This is a genomic window from Microbacterium sp. ZW3a, assembly GCF_057167165.1.
In genome coordinates, this window is record NZ_CM169903.1 from 1,161,595 (window position 1) to 1,176,307 (window position 14,713).

The following is a 14,713-nucleotide window of genomic DNA, read 5'->3' on the forward strand; positions in this document are numbered from 1 at the left end:
GGCATTGCGATCGCTCAGGCATTCCCGCGGGCACGCGGGCGCAAGCGATGAGCGAGAGTGCGCCATAACGAACCGCTAACGTGCCACACTGGCGTGCAATGTTTACGTGGCTCTTCGGCAACCTTGTCCTGTGGTAGCAAGTGGCGCGCATGACCCCTGGGGGGACTATTCGCGGCGCCTCGGGGCAAATCTTCAGCGCGCGCGCCTCGGCGCGGGGATGACTCAAGAACGCGTCGCCCACGCCGCAGGGTTGTCCACCTTCACCTATCAGAAGCTGGAAAAAGGAGAGTCCAACCCGGGCACGGCGGCGAATCCTCGCCTGCAGACGCTCATTTCGCTGTCCCTCGTCCTGGAGATTGATGTCGCCGATCTCTTGCCGGTACCCACCGCGGACCTTCTCCCGCCCAGCCCCTGAGGCGTGGCGCCGAGAGGCGTGGCGGCTCGAGGGCTCTAGATGAGCAGCTCCTCCAGGACGCTCGACAGGATTCTTGCGAGGCGGTGAGCGCTTTCCTTACTGAGGACGAGGCCGCGGCGAACGTTGTCTTCGGGTGAGATCCAGACCCAGGTGTCGCCCCATCGCGATTCGACTCCGACGGTGAGGTCTCCCGAGGCGACGCGATCAAACGCCAGCCCGTCTGCCCCATGTCGTCGCTCGACCGCCGGGACGGCCCGCGGGTCACTCCGATGAGAGGCGTCGTGGGCTTCGAGGTGATCGTGTAGTCCGTTGCACCACGGCGGGCAGGCGGTGTCGGTAGGCCACTGTTCTGCGTGCATGTGACACCAATCTCACAGGGGGCAGGTCACTCGCTCATCGGTGCGGTGCTGCTTCGGGTTGCCGGGCAGGTCCGTGCTACAGATTGCGTCCCCGTCTCGGGCCCCCCGGCGTCCGTCGCGACAATACCACGCATACATGGTGAGTGGCAGCGAATGAAGGACGAAGGTGATCCGTTTATCCCTGTATCTGGACGTGCCAACCATCGGTGGTCACGTTCCAGAGTCGTTGCCGGTCGTCGACCATCTCCAGGTCGAGGCGGGATGTCCACCGCAATGTACGGAACGTCTTCTTCGCCGCTCGTCGAGAAGGCCGGCCGACGAGCGTGACGTAGCCATCCCAGTGTTCGACGGTCCATCGCAAAGGGGGGAGTCCGCGTCGTCGCCCCCACGCGTTGAGGGTGCGCCCGATCGCTTTCTGGAGTGCGGTGTCGATCTCGTCCGCGATGACCGCGGGCGGCGGACTCGCCGCATTCTTTACCATGCAGACATGGTATTCATCGGTGGACAGCTCGCCGCAACAATTGTGTGCGGTGGCGGATCGGCCACGGCCGCACCCGCGGAGAGATTTCCGGTCTCGTACGATCGAGGAATCCACCCGTATACCCCGGAGACTGCCATGCCCGAACTCAGCAAAGACACCGTCCTCTGCATCTCTCTGGCGGGCCGTCCCTCGAACATCGGCACCCGATTTCACAACTTCCTGTACGCCGAACTCGATCTCGACTTCGTCTACAAGGCGTTCACCACGACCGACATCGCCGCCGCCATCGGCGGGGTCCGGGCACTCGGCATCCGGGGGTGCTCGGTGTCGATGCCCTTCAAAGAGGCGGTGATTCCGCTCGTGGATCACATCGAACCCTCGGCCGCGGCAATCGGGTCGATCAACACGATCGTCAACGACGGGGGAGTGCTCACGGCCTCGAACACCGACTACGAAGCCATCGCGAGCCTCATCGACAGCCACCGCCTCGACCCGGCGGCATCCGTACTCGTCCGGGGATCGGGCGGCATGGCCAAGGCCGTGGTCGCGGCGTTCCACGGCGCCGGGTTCGCCGACGTCACCGTGCTGGCGCGCAACGCCGAGGCGGGTCCCGCGCTCGCCGAAGCGTACGGCTTCCGCTGGATCGCCGACGACCCCGAACCGGGCGCCGCAATCATCGTCAACGTCACGCCGCTCGGGATGAACGGGGCGGATGCCGAGGCCCTGGCGTTCTCGCCCGCGCACATCGCCGCGGCGCACACCGTCTTTGACGTCGTCGCCTTCCCGGCCGAGACGCCGCTCATCCGCGCCGCGCGCGCGGCGGGGACGGACGTGATCACCGGCGCGGAGGTCATCGCGCTGCAGGCCGCCGGCCAGTTCGCGCGCTACACCGGTGTGACGCCGACGGCGGAGCAGGTCGCCCGGGCGTCGGCGCATTCGCGCGCCTGACCCGCACGCTCCTCCGGCGTCAGCGCCTACTCGATGCGGATGCTCCCGGTCGCGGAGTGCTCGCGCGGCATCCGGTCGCGGTCGTAGGTGATGTCGGTGTAGCCGTGTGGCGTCGGCTGCCCGTTCTCGTCGACGCTCACGAACACGAGCCGCTCGATGGTGAGGATGCGTTTGCGCGTGATCATGTTGCGCACCACGGCGCGCATTGTCAGCGACGTGCGTCCGAAGTGCGTCGCGGTCAGCCCCATCTCGATGAGATCGCCCTGCAGCGCCGAGGCCTCGAAGTTGATCTCCGAGATCAACTTCGTGACGACCCGATAGTTGCCGAGCTGGATGATCGCATAGATCGCCGCTTCCTCATCGATCCAGCGCAGCAGACTGCCGCCGAAGAGCGTGCCGTTGGCGTTCAGATCCTCAGGCTTGACCCACTTGCGGGTGTGGAAATTGATGCCGTCTTCCGAGGGATGCCACTGCGATTTCGTCACACCGACCACGCTACTCGGGGCGCGAAGGCGTCGCCTCCGTGCCCCGTCGGGACTACTCGTAGCGCAGCGACTCCACGGGGTCGGCCCGGGCGGCTCGCGCGGCGGGCAGGCTGCCGGCCAGGAACGCGATGCCCATGATCGCCAGCGTCGTCACCAGGATCGACAGCGGGTCGAAGGCGATGAGCTGGAGGCCCGGCAGATCGCTGAACAGGGTTTCGCCGAGTTGGGCGCTCACCGCGGTCCCGACCGCAATGGCGACCACCGCCCCGATCGCGCTGCCGAGGAGACCCAGGAGGATCGCCTCGAGACTGAACAGCGAGAAGACGCGGCCGCTGCCCATCCCCATCGCCTTCATCAGACCGATCTCGCGCGTGCGTTCCTGCACCGACATCAGCAGCGTGTTGACGATGCCGAAGCTCGCCGCGAGCAGGGCGATGATCGCGAACGCGTTGAGCACCAGCACGATCCCGTCGATGACGGCCGTGAACGTGCCCAGCTGGTCGGCGACGGTCCGGCCCGTGTAGCCGGCGTCTGTGAGAGCGGTCTTCACCGCGTCGACCTCCTCCGGCGTCGCCGTCGACGACACCCGGGCGCTCGCGCTGGCGTACCGGTCGAGCTGATCCTCGGGGACGCCGGTGTTCTGCAGCGAGAACAGTGCGTCCTGCAGCGCGGTGTTGGTCGTCACCGCCGTCGTCGCGGCGAAGGCCTCGTCGGTGACGCCGGTCACCGTGGCCTCGACGAGATGCTGCGTGCGGACGGGGTCGGTCACCGCGATCGTCACCGTCTTGCCCGTGGCGTCGACCGCGTCGGCGAAGCCCAGGGGTTCGACGAGCGAGGCCGGCAGGGCCACCTCCGGTGCGGCGGCGCCGTCGTCCGGTGCGCTGCCCGCCGACAGCTGCGGCGTTTGGCCTCCGATGAGCCCCCCGGCTGAGGCGACGTAGCGATCGCCGCCGTCGTACTGCACGTAGTCGATCGACACGGCCCGGGCGGGCGTGACCTGCTCGATTCCGGCGATGCTCTCGATCGTGGTGATGTCGTCGTCGGTCAGGGCGGAGACGGCGCTCGTCGCTCCCGGCCGGCCCGGGCTCGTCTGCGCTGTGGCAATGGCATCCGGATCGTACTTCTGGGGCCCGGTGGATGCCGCGCCGTCGGCGGAGGCCTTCGACACGGTCAGCACGTCCGAGGCGCCCATCGACGCGACCGTGTCGTCGATGAAGCGGTTGATGCCCGTGCCGAGACCGTTCGTCAGGGTGAGGGTGAAGGCGCCGACGAAGATCGCCAGCACCGTCAGGATCGTCCGCGTCTTGGATCGGAAGGTGTTGGCGAAGGCGCTCGCGACGAGGTCGGTGGTCTTCATGCCGCTCGTCCTTCCTGCGACACGATCACGCCATCGCGGATCTGGATGCGGCGGTCGCAGCGCGCCGCGAGATCGTCGTCGTGGGTCACGACGATCAGGGTGATCCCGTGCTCGCGGTTGAGGCGAAACAGGATGTCTTCGACGACCGCGCCCGTGGCGGTGTCGAGGTTGCCGGTCGGTTCGTCGGCGAAGATCACCTGCGGGTCGTTGACGAGCGCGCGGGCGATGACCGCGCGCTGCTTCTGGCCGCCGGAGAGCGCGGTCGCCTTGTTCTTCGCCTTGTCCTGCATGTCGAGTTCGGCCAGCGCCGCCATTCCCCGGCGCTTGCGCTCGGCTCTGCCGACCCCGGCGATCTTCAACGGCAGCACGACGTTGTCGAGCACCGAGGCGTTGGGGGTGAGGAAGAACTGCTGGAACACGAAGCCGAACGTCTCGTTGCGGGTGCGGTTGAGGCGGCGGCCGCGGAGGGTGCCGGCATCCGTTCCGTCCAGGGCGACGGTTCCGCTCGAGGGGGCGTCCATCAGCGCCAGCAGGTGCATGAGCGTGGACTTCCCGGAGCCGCTCTTGCCGACGATCGCGAGGCTCTCGCCGCGGCGGATGTCGAGACTCACCCCGCGCAGGGCATCGAAGCGGGCGGATCCGCGCCCGTAGGACTTGTGCAGGTCAGTGACCGAGAAGAGTGGGGGAGGGGTGTCGGGTGTCATGGTCCCACCCTCGCCGGAGCCATGCCCGCGCGCGTCGCTCCGGCGGGGTGGATGCCTACCCCCACGGGGGGATCTGCGTCTGCCCCGAGACGGCGATGGTCGCGCGGCCCGCGGGCCGCCAGACTAGGACGATGCCCCTCGACGCGACGACCGACACGGCACCGCGGCTCGTGCCGCCGGTGCCACGGTGGGCGCAGGACATCGTGGTGGCCGTGCTCGTGATCGTGCCCGCGTTCGCCCCCGTTCCGTTCCCCGAGCTGCGGCCCTCCAGTCCGCTCGTGCACGCGCTGATCCTCCTCCCCGCGGTGGTGCTGCCCTTCCGCCGGCGGTGGCCGCGCACGGTGCTCGCCGTCTGCATCGCGCTGTACGTCGCCGCGCTCGCCCTCGGCACGCTCTCGCCGGGCGCGGCGCTCGCGATCGCCATCGCCGCCTACGGCGTGGCCGACCGGGTGACCCGTCGCGCCGCGGCGCCGGTGGGCATCGCGGCCGTCGCGGGCTTGATCGCGGCGAGCATCGTCGTCACGCTCACGACCGGCATGGACACCCGGTTCCTCCAGGTCGGGCTCACGGTCGCGCTCGCCGGGGCGCTGGGGGATGCCGCCCGCTCGCGCCGCGCGTACGTCGAGGCCGTCGTCGAACGCGCCCGCCGCGCCGAGCAGACGCGCGAGGCCGAGGCTCGCCGTCGCGTGACCGAGGAGCGCCTGCGCATCGCGCGCGACCTGCACGACGCCGTGGCGCACCAGATCTCGGTCATCAGCCTGAACGCGGGCGTTGCCTCGTCGGCCCTGGAGACGCGCCCGGAGCGCGCGCGGGAGGCCCTCGCGACCATCCGCACGGCGTCGCGCGAGGTGCTCGGCGAGATCGGGTCGATGCTGACGGTGCTGCGGACGCCGGATGAGACCGGCATTCGTGAACAACCGGGCCTCGCGCGACTGCCGGACGTCATCGAGTCGGTGCGCGTGGCCGGCTGGGACGTGGTCGTGCGCGATGAGATCGGCCTCGACTCGGCGGTCGTCCCGCTGGGTGTCGACATCGTCGCCTACCGCGTCGTGCAGGAGGGGCTGACGAACGCCCTGAAGCACGGCTCCGCCCGGCGCGCACACGTGCTGCTGCGGCGCGACGGTGACGATCTCGAGATCGTCGTCACCAATCCGTGGGAGCGCGCGACCGAACCGCACGACCTGCCGCCCTCCGGTTTCGGACTCGTGGGGCTCCGCGAACGCGTCGACTCGGTCGGCGGCGCGCTCGAGGCGGGGCCGGCTCCCGGCGGGTTCCGTCTCGCCGCTCGACTTCCCCTGGCCGCGCACGCAGGGACCACCCCCGGAGGGCTCTCGTGACCACCGTGCTCGTCGTCGACGACCAGGCCCTGATCCGCTCCGCCGTCCGCGACCTCCTGGACTCGGCCCCCGCCATCGACGTCGTAGGCGAGGCCGCCGACGGGGAGGCGGCCGTGGAACTGGCCGGCCGCCTGCGCCCCGACGTGGTCGTGTGTGACATCCGGATGCCACGGATGGACGGGATCGAGGCCACGCGCCGGATCTGCGCCGACCCGCGCCTGGCCGACACCCGCGTCCTCATCCTCACGACGTTCGAGGAGGACGACTACGTCGTCGCGGCCCTGCGCGCCGGCGCGAGCGGGTTCATCGGCAAGGGCGCGGAACCCGAGGAGATCGTGCACGCCGTTCTCGCCGTCGACGAGGGTGGCGCGCTGCTCTCACCGGCGGCCACGCGCGCCATGATCGAGAAGTACGTCCGGCACGCGGCATCCGATGCGCCCGTCGCGTCGCCCGCGCTCGACCTCCTCACCGAGCGGGAGCGCGAAGTACTGCGGCACGTGGGGCGCGGCCGCTCCAACGACGAGATCGCCGCGGAGCTGTTCATCTCCCCGCACACCGCGAAGACGCACGTGAAGAACACGATGATCAAGCTCGGCGCGCACGACCGCGCGCAGTTAGTCATCGCCGCGTACGAGAGCGGACTGATCCAGCCGGGGCGGTGACGGCGGGCGTGTTCCGCGTCAGTCTCCGTCGCGGTCCAGGCCTCGGGCGCGGATCTCCTCGATGTCGAGGTCGGCGAGGATGTGACGGGCCACCAGGTCGTCGATCGTGCCGTCGCGACGCAGGCGCAGGAGCACTTCGCGTTTGCGGTCGAGGATCGCCAGGCGCAGGCGCGTGGCCTCGCGATGCCGGAGCAGCGGTGACCGCTGCGTGAGATCGATGTCGTCGCTCACGGCGATCATCTCGAGCTGGCGCGCGGGGCGTCGTCCGTCGTCGCCTTCGTCGCCCGCTCCCGGGGGCACCGGGCCCATCTGCGAGGCGGCATCGTCGCCCGCGGCGTCCATCTCATCGTCGCGGTCGCGCTCTTCGGCGGCGCGGAGACGGGCCACGGCGCGGGCGTTGGCCAGTTCCAGACGTTCGTAGCCCTCGCGTCGTGCCCGGTCCTTCACGACGTCGCTCACCCCGTGCTCGGCGGCCAGCTCATCGAGCGCCGCGAGCGCGGCGCCGGAAATCGCTCGCTGGGCCAGCTCGAACTCCTCCACGGCGGCATCATCGGTGGGGAGTTTCGCCCACCGGATCGCGGCCGGCAGGAGCGGCCCCTGAACGAGCAGGGTCAGCACGATCACGCCGGCGGTGACGAAGACGATCGCTTCGCGTCCCGGCACGGGAGAGCCGTCAGGCGTGGTGAGCGGGACCGACAGGGCGATCGCGAGCGACACGGCGCCGCGGAAACCCGCGACGGTGCTGACCACCCGCGAGCGGTGGCGCGTCGACGCCGACACCGACATCGACGTCGAGGGGCGCGAGAACGGCGAGAACACCCACTGGAACAGGTACCGGACCGCGGCGAGCACGAGCCACGCCGCGACCGTGATCAGCAGCAGGATGCCGATCTCGGACGGCGAGATCTCGTGCAGCACCAGCTGCACCTCGATCCCGATGAGCACGAAGAGGGCGCCGTTGAGGAGATACACGCCGAAGGGCCACGTGGCATCCGCCGACCGTCGAGACATCGCCGTGGTGATCCGCGGAGAGACCCACGCCACGATGAGTCCGGCGAACACGACCGCGAGGACCCCCGACGCGTGGGCGATCTCGGCCACGAGGAACGAGGCGAACGGCACCAGCAGGAGCGTGAGGTTGATCGTGAGGGTCGACTCCATGCGGCGGAGCGCCAGGAACGCCAGCGCGGCGACAGCGATGCCCGCGGCAGCGCCCCCGAGGTACGACACCAGCACCATCCCGGTGATCTGCCACGGCGTGACCTGGTCACCGATGAGGAGCGACACGGCGATGGAGTACAGCACGAGGGCCGTGCCATCGTTCGTGAGGCTCTCGGCCTTGAGCTTCATGAACGTCTTCTCGGGCAGCAGCCGGCCGAGGGCGGCGACCGCGGTGGCATCCGGCGGGGCGACGGCCGCGCCCAGCACGAGGGCGGCCTCCCACGGCACTCCCATCCAGGTCGCGACCCCGGCGACGGCGAACGCGGATGCCACGACCAGCAGCGTGCTCATCGGCACGATGTACCGCAGCGACCGGCGCACCGACCGCAGCGACGTGGTCCACGCCTCGCGGAAGAGCATCACCGGGAGGAACAGCAGCAGGACGGTCTCGGGCGGCAGCTCGATCTGGCGCAGCTCCGGGACGAACCCGAGCGCCAGGCCGATGACGAGCAGCACGAGGGGCGTCGCCACACGCAGGCGGGGGGCGAGCACCGTCCCCACCAGCATCGCGAGCCCCAGCAGAACCGTGACCTCGAGTCCTTGCATCCCGACCACCTCTCACCGCGCCCTCAGCACACAGCGTAGAGAGGGGGCGGGGAATTCCCGAGGGGGTGTTCGCTACGGGCGTGTAGGGTCCACCGGTGGCCAAGTGGTACTCGCGATGATCGATGTGGATGCGCGAGGGTGGGCAAATGAGTCCATCACAACCGTTTGAACGGGATTATGCGAGTCCAATAGAGCCAAAGTGGACTGTTTCAGAACTCCTTGACTGGATCGGTGCCGACGACGCCCGCTGCCACGACGATCGACTGCACGGTCTGCTGAGTACCGTCGAGCGGGCACTCGGGGCCGACGCTGACCGGGCTGGCTCGACGATCGTGCTCGTCCGGTCGATCGTCGCGCGCGTGGCGGCAGAGCCGGCTCTGCGGGATCTGCGTCTCGACGAGCTGTCCGCCACCCCGCGCAATCGTGAACTCGGGGCTGTGGACTCTTTCCACCTCGCGCTGGCGCCCCTGGTCACCGCGTAGGAAGCGGGGCCGATGGCACCTCCTCACCGATCCCGGACTGAGACTGCCAGGGCGCGGGGGATCGGCATCCCGCACGTCACCGTCACCGGATCAGCAACGCGCACAACCTCAGCTCTCGCGCGGCGAAACCGGCTGAGGTTGTGCGCATCGCTGAGGTTGTGCGCACCACTGAGGCGGTGCCCCGGCTTACGCGGGCAGCGCCACCTTCGCCTTCGCCCACGAGCGACCGCGGGTGTCTTTGAGGATGTCGTACTCCACGTCGACGTGCGGTTCGATCGCGCTGTACTTGTCGTTGGGCGCACCGATGACCAGCTGGAATCCGAGGCCCCGCCACGCGCCGATCGCGCGCTTGGTGAAGTGCGCGTCGGCCTTGATCAGCGCCTCGTCGAGGAACACCGGGGCGTAGCGCGGGCGCTCGGCGCCGGCATCCCCGAGCTGATAGCGCAGAGCAGCGCCGACGATGAAGGCGATGAGCTCCTGCGACTCGCCGCCGGACTTCTCGCCGATGTGGTCGTACAGCGCGACGTGCTCTCCGGTGTCGGCGCGGAAGCGCTCGGCGCTCACGCGCACGTGGTTGCGCACGTCGACGAGGTCGGCGTAGTCGGGGGCGCTCGGACGGATCCGGCCGATCAGCCGCGCCATCCGGGCATACACCGCCTCGCGCTCCTCGTCGCTTCCGGCGCTGTCGATGAGGGCGCGGACGTCGCGCAACTCGCGCCGGAACCGGCGACGCACCTCGGACTGGCTCTCGCGCGGCACGATCTGCAGGCGGTGGTCGTCGTCGTAGAACGGCAGGTCGCGCATGATGTCGTTGATCGGGGCGATGCGCTCGCGGATCTCGCGCAGCGCCCGCGTGAGCGACGAGTCGAGGTTGGTGAGGTCGTTGCCCGACAGGCGCAGCAGGCTGTCGCGCCACTCGGCCTCCAGCTCGTGCAGGCCGCTGGCTTCGAGGTCGGCGAGGATCCGCTCGAAGTCGCCGAGCGATTCGTCGGGGTCGGCGAGGAGGTTCGGGCTCGGCCACCGGTCGATGAACGCCGTGAGGGTGCGGCGCAGGCTCTCGCGCTGATCGCTCCAGACCTCCTGGGCCGTGCGCTGCTCTTCGAGCAGGCGCTTCGACGCCGACTCGAGCGCCGCGTCGAACCGCGCCAACCGCTGCGAGGGCGTCTGGTCGTCGCCGGTGGGCGCCACGAACAGGGCGTCGAGGTACGCAACCTCGTCGTCGGTGAGGGTGAGACCGGCGTCTTCGGCGTCGTCGAGGAGCACGTGGGCGGCGTCGACCTCGTCGGTGACCTCGGCCCAGCGCGCCGCGAGCCGCTGCTGCTCGGTCTTGGCCCCGCCGATCTCCTCACGCAGGCGCGCCGCGCGGGCACGCGTGCCCGAGATCTGCTCCTGGAGCTCCGCGATGCGCGGGTTTCCCGCCGTGATCTCGGTGAGCGTCTCGTTCCAGCGCTCGAGTTCGCGATCCACGGATGCCACGTCGACCTGCTCCCACGACAGATCCGCGATCTTCTCGAGGGCGCTGCGGCGGTCGTCGAACGCGTCGAGCGCGGTCGCCGCCTCGTCGACGGCGGCCTTCGCGGCGTCGAGGTCGCGCCGCACGCGGGCGATCTCGTCGCCGAGTTCGCCGAGCCGCGCGCGCGCGGAGAAGCCGAGGACGCTGGTGCGCGCCGATCCGCCGTGCGCGCCGCGCGCACCCTGGCTGGTCTGCCCCGAGATGGTGAGGGTCATACGGTGCTGCGACAGCTCGCTCGCGGCATCCACGCACACGAAGGCGAACTGCTGCTCCAGGCGGTCCTGCAGCCAGCCGGTGAAGGGGGAGCGGCGGAAGTCCAGTCGCCCCGGGAGGGTCGCCGGGTCGAGGCCCCCGCGCTCGGGCAGGTCGGTGGGAACACCCTCGAAGCGCAGACGCTCCGACAGGCGCACGCCGTCGATCGCCGAGCGGAAGGATGCCAGGTGCCCGGCGTCGACGAGGAGCGTCGTCGCGAAGCCGCCGAGCGCCAGCGTGAACGCCCCGCGCCACGGCTCGAACTCGGTGCGGACGTCGATCAGCTCGGCGACGAAGGGGAGCTCGGCGGCGGTGAGGCCGGCGGCTTCGGCAATTGCGGCGCGTGCCTCGTGCAACCGCGGGGGGATGTTGTCGTCGCGGGTCTGGGTGCGCCGGTGCTCGGCCTCGAGGGCGGCGAGCTGCTGGCGCAGATCGGTGTGCCGGCTGCTGGCGGCGACGAAGGCGTCGCGCACGGCGCTCTTGGCATCCGTGTCGCCCAGGGTGCGGCGGGCGTCGTCGGCGAGGGCAGCGAACTGCTTCGCCGTGGTGACCTCGGTCTCCAGCACCGACAGGGCGGCGTCGAAGCGTTCGCGATCGCGCTGCATGCCGGCGCGGCGGCGTTCGAGGCCGCGCAGCTCGCGCTGGGCGGCATCCAGACGGTCGCCGCCGGCGGAGCGCAGCACGTCGCCGAGGCCCTCGCGCTCGGCCTCGGCCGCGTCGGCGAGCGCCTGACGTTCGCGCACGAGGGCGTCGGTGGTGTGGGTGCGTTCGCGCAGTTCGTCTTCGACGGCGCCGAGGAGGTCGACGCGGCGCTGCGCGCGCCAGAGCGACGCGCGCGAGGCCGGGTCGCTGAACCGGCCGACGGCGTCGATGAGCCGCACGCGGTCGGCGGCCTCGTCGATGCGGGTCTTCATCGTGCGGATCGGGAGGAGCGCGCGCACCTGCTGACGCGCCTCGATCATGCGGGTCCGCGTGCTCTCGAGCCCGTCGAAGTGGGCGACGACCGCCTCGGCGGTGGCGAGGGTCTCGGGCTCCTCGAGCACCATGCGCTTGTAGAGGTCATCGACGGTGGTGATCTGCTGCCCGGCCTGAATGCGGGCCAGCAGGCTCATCGCCTTGGTGCCCGCGCCCGCGGCGCCGATCCCGAGCACGGCGTGCAGTCGCGCCGAGAACTCCCGGTCGGTGGCGAGGGTGTCGAGCCCGGTAGCCCGGACCGCCGCGTCGGAGAGGTGCTGCTGCGCCGCCCGGTCGAGGTCGCGCAGGTCGAACGCCCCGTGGATCGTGCCGCGCACCTTCACCGCGTCGTCGAGCACGCGCGCCGACGCCGGGATGTACCAGGCCCGCACGGCCGTGAACCGCGCCTCGTCGTGGTCGACCCAGGTCATGGCGATCGCCGTCCACGTGTCGCTGCCGTCGCCGCGGAGGACCCGCACCTTCGTGCCCTCGTCGGTGCGCGACTCGTCGATCTTGCCGCGGCCGTACGAGAGGATGTTGCGCTGCTCCTGCCCACGTGGACGCCCGACGACCGCACCGTTGGAGGCGCCGTTGAAGGGCGTCGTGTGCGGCATCATCAGGGCGACGTACGCGTCCATGAGGGTCGACTTGCCCGAACCGGACCCGCCGCACAGCAACGTCGCGGTCGGGGCGAAGCGTACGCGGTGCTCGCCGTCGTACCCGCCCCAGTTGATCAGCTGGAGCTCCTCGGCCACCCACTGCTGCCCGCGCGAGGCGGCCGGCACCAGTCCGAACAGGGTCTCGAGCATCGTCATGCGGGCTCTCCGTCCAGGGTCTGTTCCTCGAGCCAGTGCTGCAACTCGCGCAGTGTCTCGGCGCTGAGGACGATCTCGATGAGCGGACCGATGCGGTACCGCCCCTCGGACTCTTCTTCGATGATGCCCTCGCGGTCCAGACGCGCGATGGCGGTGCGGACCGCCCGCTGCTGGCTCGCGCGCGTGCCGTCGGTCTCGGCGAAGTAGGTGAGCACGGTCTGCTCGACCTCTTCGACGTCGACGCGGGCCGAGGGCGCCCCCGCGGTCGTCTCGCGCTGGAACACGGTGCGCAGGTAGACCAGCACGAGCGTCTCGGCGCGCGAGTACGCCTCGTCTTTCAGCAGGATCGGCACGTCGACCTCCTCGCTGCGCACTTGCTCCTTGTAGGCGACGCCGCGGGCGTGGTCGACGACCAGGCGCACGAACAGGTCGTTCAGGCGCGACTCGATCATCTGCTGGTGCTCGAGCAACAGCTTCCACTCGGCGGGGGAGTTCTCGGCCAGCAGGAACCGTCGCTGCAGGATGCGCACGAGCACGCGCCGCACGTCGGCGTCCAGGATGCCGCGATCCCCGGGGAACAGCGCGTCGGGGTCGTTCTCCATCGCGACGGGGGCGATGAACGCCGGCGTCTGCTCGTCGACGGACGCGGGGGCGGTGGCGGCCTCGGGTACGGTGGCGTCTGCGTCAGTCATCGGCATCCGTTTCTGTCGTGCGGGCGGCGGTGACGGCCGTGAAGGCGAAGCGTCGCGTGGTGCCGTCGGGGCGGACGGCCTCGACGATCGAGATGCCCTCGCCGTCGGTGATCCCGCCGCGGTGAGCGATCTCGAGCAGGCCCACGAGGTCGACGGGGCGACGCGTCTCGGCGTCGGCGCCGGTGAACGCCTCGGCGAGGTCGTAGCGGTCGCCGAGGGTCGCGACGTAGCGCTCGAGCTCGGCGTAGTGCGGCCCGCCCCAGGCGCGCGTGTCGGCGTCGACGAATTCGACGTCGCCCTCATCGGTGGAGAGCGGGTCGGGGGCCCCGGGTGGGCGGACGTCGCTGAGCGAGCGCCGCAGGTGTCCGATGTCGGCGAGCGCCAGCGTGCGCACGGGGTCGACGCGGCCGGGCGCCTTGGTCTGGCTCCAGCGGTGCAGCCCCGCCATCACCGCGCGCAGCAGGTCGTCGACCTGGCGGTCGCGGATCGGGTCGTGCGTGCGCACCTGCACGGTGATGACGTGCGACGCCCGCCGCTGCGCGGTGAGCACCTCCTGCACCCCCGCCTCGACCCGGCGCGCGATGGCATCCAGCTCGCCGCGCTGCTCGGGCGTCATGAGGCGGGAGAACGGCTGGGTGAGCACCGCGTGGAGGCGGTCGGTGAGATCGTCGATGCGTTCGGGATCGCCGATGAGGCGCAGCGCCCCCTGGAACGCGCGCCCCTCGGGCGTGGACTGCATGACGTGGCGCCCGCGCTCGAGGTACTCGCGCAGCACGTCGCCGGTGGGGCGCGCGTCGCGGCGGAGCTCGGCCACGACGTCGCGTTGCATCGCGGTGATCGATTCGGCCACGCGTGAGAAGTCCGCGGGGAGCTCGCGGGCGAGGTGGATGACGTTCTCGGCCTCCTCGAGCAGCACCTCGTCGTCGTGCGGCTCGACCAGGCCCTCATCGAGCGCCGCGATCTCGGCATCCAGGGCCGCCCGTTCGGCCAGCAGGGCTTCGCGGCGTCGTTCGGGGTCGGTCTCGGCGTCGCGCGAGAGTCGCTCCACCGCGTCGAGCAGGGTGCGCACCCGCGAGCGCGAGACGCGCGCACGGCCGCCGCCCGCGCGTCCGGCGATCTCGAGGGCGCCGACCGCGTGGGCCGACAGGCGGTACACCTCGACGTCGTCCTCGATCTGCAGGCTGAGCCAGCCGACCCGCACCCAGCCGCGGCAGATGTCGCGCGCCGACCCGGCGGGGATGCGGCGGTCGTCGTCGGTGTCGTGTCCGGCGGCGCGGAGCTCGTCGATCGCCTCGGCGACCTCGACGTGCGCGTCGGCCACGGCGACGGCGGGGCGATCGGGCGTGAACACGATCGAGAGCACGGCCACCACGAACGGCGCGAACCGCCCGTGCAGCAGGTCGAGGGTCGGGTTCGTGAACGCGGTCACCGAGCGCAGATACGCGGCTTCGGCTCGGGTGCTGGTCACTGGCTGAAGTCTACCGGCGGGT

The 14,713-nt window shown here is 70.7% G+C and carries 14 protein-coding genes; 4 read left to right on the forward strand and 10 right to left on the reverse strand.

Annotated features, from left to right (window positions below; translation table 11 throughout):
- Positions 1–217: 217 nt before the first annotated feature.
- Positions 218–415 carry a helix-turn-helix domain-containing protein gene (locus ACU6WY_RS05390; protein WP_483821426.1) on the forward strand — a complete coding sequence of 66 codons (198 nt, stop codon included), beginning with the start codon at positions 218–220 and terminating at the stop codon, positions 413–415.
- A gap of 35 nt (positions 416–450) precedes the next feature.
- Here ACU6WY_RS05390 and ACU6WY_RS05395 read toward each other — a convergent pair whose 3' ends face one another.
- Positions 451–774, reverse strand: a complete 324-nt coding sequence (locus tag ACU6WY_RS05395; RefSeq protein ID WP_483821427.1) for a hypothetical protein — start codon at positions 772–774, stop codon at positions 451–453.
- A 175-nt stretch (positions 775–949) separates the two neighbouring features.
- The gene (locus ACU6WY_RS05400) at positions 950–1,255 is read right to left on the reverse strand and encodes a hypothetical protein (protein ID WP_483821428.1); all 306 of its coding nucleotides are present in this window, start codon (positions 1,253–1,255) and stop codon (positions 950–952) included.
- Between the two features lie 135 nt (positions 1,256–1,390).
- Between ACU6WY_RS05400 and ACU6WY_RS05405 the strand changes: the two genes are divergently transcribed.
- Positions 1,391–2,203, forward strand: a complete 813-nt coding sequence (locus ACU6WY_RS05405; protein ID WP_483821429.1) for a shikimate 5-dehydrogenase — start codon at positions 1,391–1,393, stop codon at positions 2,201–2,203.
- A 26-nt stretch (positions 2,204–2,229) separates the two neighbouring features.
- Here ACU6WY_RS05405 and ACU6WY_RS05410 read toward each other — a convergent pair whose 3' ends face one another.
- The 3 genes from ACU6WY_RS05410 to ACU6WY_RS05420 are packed head-to-tail and all read right to left on the reverse strand — an operon-like array spanning position 2,230 to position 4,749.
- Positions 2,230–2,688, reverse strand: coding sequence for an acyl-CoA thioesterase (locus ACU6WY_RS05410; protein ID WP_138175688.1), 459 nt, complete (start codon positions 2,686–2,688; stop codon positions 2,230–2,232).
- 52 nt (positions 2,689–2,740) lie between these two features.
- On the reverse strand, positions 2,741–4,045 hold the full coding sequence (locus tag ACU6WY_RS05415; protein WP_483821430.1) for an ABC transporter permease: 1,305 nt from the start codon (positions 4,043–4,045) through the stop codon (positions 2,741–2,743).
- Positions 4,042–4,749 carry an ABC transporter ATP-binding protein gene (locus ACU6WY_RS05420; RefSeq protein WP_483821431.1) on the reverse strand — a complete coding sequence of 236 codons (708 nt, stop codon included), beginning with the start codon at positions 4,747–4,749 and terminating at the stop codon, positions 4,042–4,044. Before ACU6WY_RS05420 ends, ACU6WY_RS05415 begins: the two co-directional genes overlap by 4 nt.
- A gap of 131 nt (positions 4,750–4,880) precedes the next feature.
- Here ACU6WY_RS05420 and ACU6WY_RS05425 point away from each other — a divergent pair, with 131 nt between their 5' ends.
- Both ACU6WY_RS05425 and ACU6WY_RS05430 read left to right on the forward strand, forming a co-directional pair.
- Positions 4,881–6,086 carry a sensor histidine kinase gene (locus tag ACU6WY_RS05425; protein ID WP_483821432.1) on the forward strand — a complete coding sequence of 402 codons (1,206 nt, stop codon included), beginning with the start codon at positions 4,881–4,883 and terminating at the stop codon, positions 6,084–6,086.
- Positions 6,083–6,748 carry a response regulator gene (locus ACU6WY_RS05430; RefSeq protein ID WP_483821433.1) on the forward strand — a complete coding sequence of 222 codons (666 nt, stop codon included), beginning with the start codon at positions 6,083–6,085 and terminating at the stop codon, positions 6,746–6,748. The genes ACU6WY_RS05425 and ACU6WY_RS05430 overlap by 4 nt, the downstream gene beginning before the upstream one ends.
- An 18-nt stretch (positions 6,749–6,766) precedes the next feature.
- On the opposite strand, the gene ACU6WY_RS05435 is transcribed toward ACU6WY_RS05430, so the two are convergent.
- From ACU6WY_RS05435 to ACU6WY_RS05455, 5 genes are all read right to left on the reverse strand, one after another.
- Positions 6,767–8,515 carry a Na+/H+ antiporter gene (locus ACU6WY_RS05435; RefSeq protein ID WP_483821434.1) on the reverse strand — a complete coding sequence of 583 codons (1,749 nt, stop codon included), beginning with the start codon at positions 8,513–8,515 and terminating at the stop codon, positions 6,767–6,769.
- Positions 8,516–8,724: 209 nt separating this feature from the next.
- Positions 8,725–8,967: a hypothetical protein gene (locus ACU6WY_RS05440; protein WP_483821435.1), complete on the reverse strand. Its 243-nt coding sequence runs from the start codon at positions 8,965–8,967 to the stop codon at positions 8,725–8,727.
- A 216-nt stretch (positions 8,968–9,183) separates the two neighbouring features.
- A complete protein-coding gene (locus tag ACU6WY_RS05445) occupies positions 9,184–12,531 on the reverse strand; it encodes an ATP-binding protein (RefSeq protein ID WP_483821436.1) in 3,348 nt (1,115 codons plus the stop codon).
- Entirely contained in the window at positions 12,528–13,223 is a 696-nt protein-coding gene (locus ACU6WY_RS05450) for a DUF4194 domain-containing protein (RefSeq protein WP_483821437.1), read from the reverse strand. The genes ACU6WY_RS05445 and ACU6WY_RS05450 overlap by 4 nt, the downstream gene beginning before the upstream one ends.
- On the reverse strand, positions 13,216–14,691 hold the full coding sequence (locus tag ACU6WY_RS05455; protein WP_483821438.1) for a DUF3375 domain-containing protein: 1,476 nt from the start codon (positions 14,689–14,691) through the stop codon (positions 13,216–13,218). The genes ACU6WY_RS05450 and ACU6WY_RS05455 overlap by 8 nt, the downstream gene beginning before the upstream one ends.
- Between the last annotated feature and the right edge of the window lie 22 nt (positions 14,692–14,713).